Here is a 7,120-nt window from a genome sequence, read left to right on the forward strand (position 1 = left end):
ATGATCAGCGCACACGACCTGACCCTCAAAGCAGGCAGCCGGCTGCTGCTCGACAAACTCAACTGGCAGGCCGAACCCGGTCAAAGCTGGTGCGTGATCGGCCGCAACGGCGCCGGCAAAACCACCTTGCTGCGCACCCTGGCCGGCCTGTGCCCGCCATCGGCCGGACAGCTTGTGCTGCACGGGCGCGCGTTGGATCAGTGGCCGTTGCCGGCGCTGGCGCGCCAGCGCGCCTTCATGGCGCAGGCGCGCAATGACGCATTTGGCTACCGCGTCATCGAAACCGTGCTGGCGGCGCGTCATCCGTACGCAAGTACGCGCTATTGGGAAGACGATATTGACCATCGCCATTGCGTCGCCGCCTTGCAGGCCATGCAAGTGGACGAGTTGGCCGACCGCGATATCCGCACGCTTTCCGGCGGCGAACGCCAGCGCGTGGCGATTGCCGCCGTGCTGGCGCAAGACACGCCGCTGATCCTGCTCGACGAGCCGGCCAACGCGCTCGACGTGGGCCACCAGATGAGCGTGATGCGCCTGCTGGCGCGCCTGTGCCGCGAACAGGCAAAGACCGTGGTGATGATCGGGCATGACGTGAACCTGGCGCAGCACGCCGCCAGCCACGTGCTGCTCTTGAAGGGCGACGGCCGCTGGACTGCGGGCAGCGTGGCCGAGGTCTTGCAGGCGCCGCTGCTGAGTCAATATCTCGGCCATCCAATCGAGGCGATCCGGCACGGAAGCCGTCACATCTTCGTACCGCAAGAGGCATCTCCATGAAGGTCATCATCGATGAAAAAGTCAAGGCGGCGCACAGGGAAATCGGCATCGTTGCCGTCAATGCCGGCAATGGCAAGGGCGGCATGTCGACCGGCGAGGAGGAATTGCTGCGCCGCTTTCCTGACGAGGTCAGCTTGCATGCGATGGGTGAGGGCTCTACCTGGGAAACCCAGGACCGCCAACGCGATATCGACAAAGCCGGCCGGGCATTGGCCTGGTGCTGTTCGACCAACTCGATAGCGTCCTCAAGTACCGCTACCTGAACGTGCACGCTGTGAGCGCCGACACGGTCACCGAAATGACGCCGGTCAAGCACGCATTGGCGGCCGGCAGTGGGGCGCAAGCGGAAATTGAAGGGTGACCCGAATCATGAGCTTTTATCAACGCATCGCCTGCCTGTCCACCGAATCGGTTGAAACCCTGTACGCGCTGGGCGCCGAGGAATTTATTGTCGGCATTTCCGGGTTCGCCGTGCGCCCGCCGCGGGCGCGCGCGGAAAAACCGAAGATCAGCGGGTTTTCTTCGTCGAAGCTTGAACGCATCCTGGCGGTCAAGCCGGACCTGGCGATCGGTTTTTGTGACCTGCAGGCCGACATCTGCCGCGACCTGGCGCATGCCGGCGTCGAAGTTCATCTGTTCAACCAGCGCAGCATCGCCGGCATCTTGCAGATGGTGACGGTGCTGGCGGCGTTGGTGCAGCGGGAGGCGGCCGGCCGGCGCCTGGTGGCCGATCTGCAGGCGCAGCTCGATGCCGCTCGCGCCCGGGCGGCGCAGTGGACGCGCCGCCCGGTCATCTATTTCGAAGAATGGAACGATCCTTTGATGAGCGGCATCGGCTGGGCCGCCGAAGCGATCGAACTGGCCGGCGGCATTGACGCCTTTCCCGAACTGTCGGTCCATCAGTCCGCCAAACAGCGCATCATCGCCGATCCGGCCGAGGTGGTGCGGCGCGCGCCGGACATCATCATCGGCTCATGGTGCGGCAAAAAATTTCAGCCCGACTCGCTCAAGGCGCGCGACGGATGGGACACCATTCCCGCGCTGCGCAACAATATGGTGTTCGAGATCAAATCGCCCGATATTCTCTCGCCCGGTCCCTCGGTGATCACCGCAGGACTGCAACAAATCGGTGCCATGGTGGCGCGCTGGCAGGCGGCGCAGGCGCGATGAGTTCTCCTATGCGCTTCCGGTGCCGGCAAGACCACGGTGGTGGCGGCCCTGTGCCGGCTGCCGCGCCTAGGCACTGCAGGCAATCGCCGCCGGACTGGCTACGCGAGCGCGATATTGCCAACATGGGCTTCGCCGAGGAGGTCGACTGCCCGGTTATCCTGGTAGCGGACATCGATCGCGCGGCGTGTTATCCACCGTGGATCTGCCTGCCGGTAAGTTCAGCCAGTCCAGCCGGCACCAAACCGGTTACGATAAAACACAGCGCGAATTGAATAACGTGGTAAACCCATATCGTTATACACATCTCTGAGCGGCTCAGCCGGCGCGTGAGAAATCTGTTTACTTTTAAGCACTTACAAAAAGGCTTGTAAACTGAGCGGGTTTCAGGTTGACTCCCGCCTTTTGGGTGACGCGTTGGCAACAAATTCGAATCGCTGGACAGAGCAAGAATTCGCCGGACTTGACTTGGGAGACGGCGAACCCGACGGCCAGCATCTCTATGGCTTGCCGCAGTTGGGGCGAAACCTGTGCCGCCTACCGCTTCCTGGGCAACCCCGACGTCGAGTGGCAGGGCATTATGGCGCCGCACTGGGCACAGACCCAGAAACGGATGAGCGCGTATCCGATTGTGCTGTGTTTGCAGGACACGACGAAGCGCGATTTCAATGGGCAAGACGCGGCCGGCCTCGGTCCGTTGAACTACGAGGCGCGGCGCGGCGCGGCACGTATGTGCACCCGACTTATGCGGTCACGCCTGAGCGCGGCAAGGACGGTGTTCGGCACGGACAAAAGGAAAGCACGCGCTGGATCGAAGGCTACGAGCGCGTCGCGGAGATGGCGGCCGCAATGCCCGACACAAGACTCGTGTACGTGGCGGACCGCGAAGCCGATCTGCTGGCCATGATGGCCCGCGCACAGACACTGGGCACGCCAGCCGACTGGCTGGTGCGCGCCAAGCACAATCGCTGTTTGCCCGATGGCGACGAGGAGCAATTGTGGGCCCATACTACCGCCGGCGCGGCACAAGGAGAGATCACCTTCACGATGCCGGCCAGAGACGAACAGAAGTTGCGCAAGGTTCGTCAGCAACTCTGGACGCGCCAAGTGAGCATATCGAACGGCAAGGCCGGCACGGTGTGCGCCACCTGCATCGTGGCGCGCGAAATCGACGCCCCGAAGGGCGTCAAGCCGGTTGAGTGGCGCCTGCTGACGAACCGCGCAGCGCCGACACTGAAAGAGCCCATCGAATTGACCGACTGGTATCGGGCGCGCCGGGAAATCGAGATCTATTTCAATGTCCTCAAGAATGGTTGCAAGGTCGAGGCGCTGCAGCTGTCGGCAATTGATCGCATCGAACGGGCGCTGGCATTATTCATGATCGTCGCCTGGCGGGTAGCCTATCTGTAGCGGCCTGCAATCGAAAACGGCTCGACCTGCATTCAGCAGCTTTTTCGACCAGAATTAATTGCGGCCAGCGGCTACCTCAAACCAGAGATAACTGCGAATGAACCTGCATTTATCCACGCCGACCTGCATTCCATCGGCGCGAACCAGAAATAACTGCAACTGACAATGTTCCAAGAATCCATCGAACGCCGCCGTTTTCGGAACAAGTTTGGTGGACTGCGTTTGTGGACTTCGCGCGTCGGGCATCCTAACCAGAGCGCGTTTGCGTTCGCGTCCGTCCAGAAAACCCCCGTTTATTGGACTATATTTAGCAGCTTGGCAATGTCAGCTATCGGCCAACGGAAGCTGCCTGTAGAAGGGGAGACAGTTGGTCGATTCGGCTCCTTGGGCGTACGAACGTTGCAGCTTTGTAGAATATCCTGTCGGCAGCTGGAATTTTCGCTTCAACGGACGGCTGCGCAAGCGCTGAGACCTCGGTTCCGACGCCGGATCAGCGCGCCGCTTGCCGAGCGGTCTGCCGCTCCTTGTAGACTCGGCCTATCGGTTACACTTGCGGTCTGAGCAACTTGTAGGCAGCAGCTGTGAACCGACAAACGATCATCGCTGCGCTCGCGGGCGCCGCTGTCCTAGCCGCTGGTGCGGCCCTGAATTTCGCCCTCGATGCACGCCAGGCCGCCACGCCGGGACCCCCAGTCTGGCTGCCCGCCGAGGCCGCGACTCGCCCCGCTTGGACCGCGCGCGCGACGCCGCTGGCGGGCGACGGCACCGATGGCATCGCCGACGGCGCCGGGCTTGGTAGTCGCTTCAGCGACCCGTTCGGAGTTGTCGGCGATGCCCACGGCAACGTGTTCGTGGCCGACGGCGGCGCCAGTAACCGCATCCGCCGTATCGGGCCAGACGGTCTGGTTGCCACCTTCGCCGGTGGACGTACGGGCTTTGCGGACGGCCCGGCTGCGGCCGCTGCGTTTGACACGCCGTCAGCGCTGGCCATTGACCGCCTGGGCAACCTCTACGTGGCCGATACCGGCAACAACGCAATCCGCAAGGTGGCGCCCGACGGCAGCGTGAGCACGCTGGCAGGCGGGGGCGAACCGGGCTACCTCGACGGCAATGGCCGCGCCGCCCGCTTCAACGGGCCGGTCGGCGTGGCCGTCGACCGCGAAGGCAACGTCTACGTTGCCGACACCTACAACGACCGCATCCGCCGGATCGGCCGGGACGGCACGGTGACGACACTGGCCGGCAGCGGTTCGCCCGGCAGCCTGGACGGCACTGGCACGGCGGCCGCGTTCGACACCCCGAGCGCCATCGTGGTCGACAAGAACGGCCTGCTGTTCGTCGCCGATACCGGCAACGACGCAATCCGGCGCATCGACAAGGACGGCGTGGTGACAACCCTCGCGGCCCCTATCGAGGACGAGCAGCGCCCGCTGCTGCGCCGCCCGGTGGCTCTGGCGCTGACCCATGACGGCTACCTGTACATCGGCGGCGGGGCGGGTGGACGCATCGTCCAGCTCGACCCTCGCGGGCAATATCACGCGCTGATAGACGCCGACCGTCCGCCGGGGCACAGTTATGCCAGTGACGGCAGCGTGCGCCTGTACGCACCGCGCGGTATCGCGGTGCAGCGCGACGGTTCGCTCGTTGTGGCCGACGGCGATGCGCTGCAGGTCGTCGTGCTGGCGCCGCCACGACCCGGCGCCCCGGCCAGGCAGCCCATGGCGCCGCGGGTGCCGCCGATGGCGAAATCGGCAGTCATGCCCTGGCCGGTGGGGCTGCAGCTGAAACCGCACGAAGTCGTCGGTGTGATGGGCGAGGTGCGCGGCAGCTACGACGGCGAAAGCCGCCACCACTTCCATGCGGGCCTGGACGTACGTGCCGATGTCGGCACGCGGGTACTGGCGATGCTGCCTTCGACAGTGAGCGATCCTTATCCAAACTGGGGTTTTGGCGAACTCGGTGAAGGCATAAGCGTCGGGCCGCTGTCGTATATCCACATGCGCGTAGGCCGCGACAGCACGGGTAAAGTGCTCGATCAGCGCTTCCAATTGCTACAGGGCGCGGGCGGTAAGCCCGAACGCATGCGGGTGAGGCGAGGCACCCGGTTCGCCGTCGGTGATGCGCTCGGCACGGTCAACCCGATGGCGCACGTGCACCTCGAGTACCAACCCGGCGGCGCCCTGGTCAACCCGCTCACGCTGTCGTTCGTCGGTCTGCGCGACTCAGTAGCGCCACGTATCCAGAGTATCGCCCTATACGACGGCAGCGCCAGGCGCCTGCTGGCGAAAAAAGACCGGCGCCTGCGCGTGGCGCGTGCGCTAGGCCAGATATCGATCGTCACCGAAGCCTACGACCAGATGGACGGCAACCTGGCGAGGCGCCGTCTCGGGCTGTACAAGCTGGGTTACCAGCTGCTTCATGCCGACGGCAGCCCGGCCGCCGGGTTCGAGGCACCGCGTATCACCCAAATCTATGATCGTTTACCGCGCGAGCGCGAAGCAGTCAAGCTGCTTTACGCTGACAGCAGCGGCATCACGGTGTACGGCAGCAAGGCGACGCGCTTCGTCTACGCTGTCAACAACACGCTGCGGGGTGGCGTGGCCCTGCCCGGCAGCTGGAAGGTGGACAGCCTGACGCCGGGCAACTACACGCTGCGCATCTATGCCGCGGATTACGCGGGGCAGCTGGCACTGGAAGGCCGCGACCTGGCGATCACGGTCGAGTAGAGTGCGTGACGGGTGGGGTGGCCCCCGTCCCGCGTCGGCTTGCACGGCAATATGGTCCAATTAACGGAGTTTTCTGGACAGGCGCATGCGCCGACCGTAGTCGGGCCCGCATGCCCAGTGGTCGGCGCATCAAACTTGTTCCATGGACAACGGTGCTCGATGAATTTCTGGAACATTTCAGTTGCAGTTATTGTCGGTTCACACCAATGGAATGCAGGTCGGTCCCATTAAATGCAGGTTCATTTGCACCTAATGCTGGTTTGAGGAGGCCGTCAGTTGCAGTTATTCCTGGCCGAAAAAGCCGCTGAATGCAGGTCGGCGCGTTTTCAAACGCAGGTCACAACACGTAGGCCTCATGGTGCTTCAATTGAAGGAAGTCCGTTTCTCTGGGTAAAACGAAAAGTAGGACTCTTTTGCTGACTCCCATGCATTCATCAGTTCATCGCGGTATGTCGCGACCCACGCAGAAATGCGCGGTTCATGGGTCCCGACGTTGACTAATAGTCGGCCTGTTTGGATCTCGAACCATAGATCGACGCCACAACCACGAATGGCAACGAATGGTGTCGCATCGGTACTAAGTACCCGCCAAAAAATAAATGTGCATTTTGGCGTCCATAACCGCCGCGCTGCTGTGTTGGCCGCTGCTTGCAGTGCTCGCACTGCGGCGCACCGACCGCCTTGCATCGCATCCGGTTCTGTTTGCCAAAACCTCACATTTATTTCTCGACGAGTACTTAACGGTAGTTTGTTAAATACGAAGGTAGAGGTTGATTCCCTCGCCGCTTACCACCGCCTTAATCAGGGTGGCCAGTTCAGGGGGCGGGGGCGCGTTGGAGAACGCGCTCCAACAGCGTGCATGCCAATATGCCGGGGCTAGCCAGGCCCGTATTGCGCGCAGCGACCGGGTCCAGCATCAATCCACCCAAGTTAAGACATTTCAGCAGTTTTTCTGAGTCATCTTCTTGTGTGGTTTTGCGCCTGGCTTTCGGGGCTTCAAACGATTCTCTCGATGTCGGTAGGTCCTCCCGGCAATCAACCCA

4 protein-coding genes and 2 pseudogenes are annotated in these 7,120 nt (G+C 62.8%); 5 read left to right on the top strand and 1 reads right to left on the bottom strand.

The genetic code is table 11. The features are described 5' to 3' along the window. From CR103_RS19305 to CR103_RS19330, 5 genes and pseudogenes are all read left to right on the top strand, one after another. Window positions 1-774, top strand: coding sequence for an ABC transporter ATP-binding protein (locus CR103_RS19305; RefSeq protein ID WP_099917557.1), 774 nt, complete (start codon window positions 1-3; stop codon window positions 772-774). Then, window positions 771-1,135, top strand: a pseudogene (locus CR103_RS19310) (P-loop NTPase family protein). Before CR103_RS19305 ends, CR103_RS19310 begins: the two are co-directional and overlap by 4 nt. A gap of 8 nt (window positions 1,136-1,143) precedes the next feature. After that, window positions 1,144-1,944, top strand: a complete 801-nt coding sequence (locus CR103_RS19315) for an ABC transporter substrate-binding protein (RefSeq protein ID WP_099917558.1) — start codon at window positions 1,144-1,146, stop codon at window positions 1,942-1,944. Between the two features lie 402 nt (window positions 1,945-2,346). Then, window positions 2,347-3,348 (top strand): annotated as a pseudogene (locus tag CR103_RS19325) (IS4 family transposase); the annotation flags it as partial. Window positions 3,349-3,932: 584 nt separating this feature from the next. Next, window positions 3,933-6,077 (top strand): gluconolaconase, encoded by a 2,145-nt coding sequence (locus CR103_RS19330; protein ID WP_099917560.1) that lies wholly within the window; start codon window positions 3,933-3,935, stop codon window positions 6,075-6,077. An 815-nt stretch (window positions 6,078-6,892) separates the two neighbouring features. Here CR103_RS19330 and CR103_RS23060 read toward each other — a convergent pair. Further along, window positions 6,893-7,120: hypothetical protein (locus tag CR103_RS23060; protein ID WP_218968506.1), on the bottom strand; the 228-nt coding region annotated here is incomplete at its 5' end.

It is taken from the genome of Massilia psychrophila (assembly GCF_002760665.1).
Lineage (GTDB): Bacteria > Pseudomonadota > Gammaproteobacteria > Burkholderiales > Burkholderiaceae_D > JAFCUW01.

What these genes read in the sequence shown, in the direction of transcription:
- CR103_RS19305 (WP_099917557.1), top strand. Translation starts at nt 1, where the DNA reads ATGATCAGCGCACACGACCTGACCCTCAAAGCAGGCAGCCGGCTGCTG.
- CR103_RS19315 (WP_099917558.1), top strand. Translation starts at nt 1,144, where the DNA reads ATGAGCTTTTATCAACGCATCGCCTGCCTGTCCACCGAATCGGTTGAA.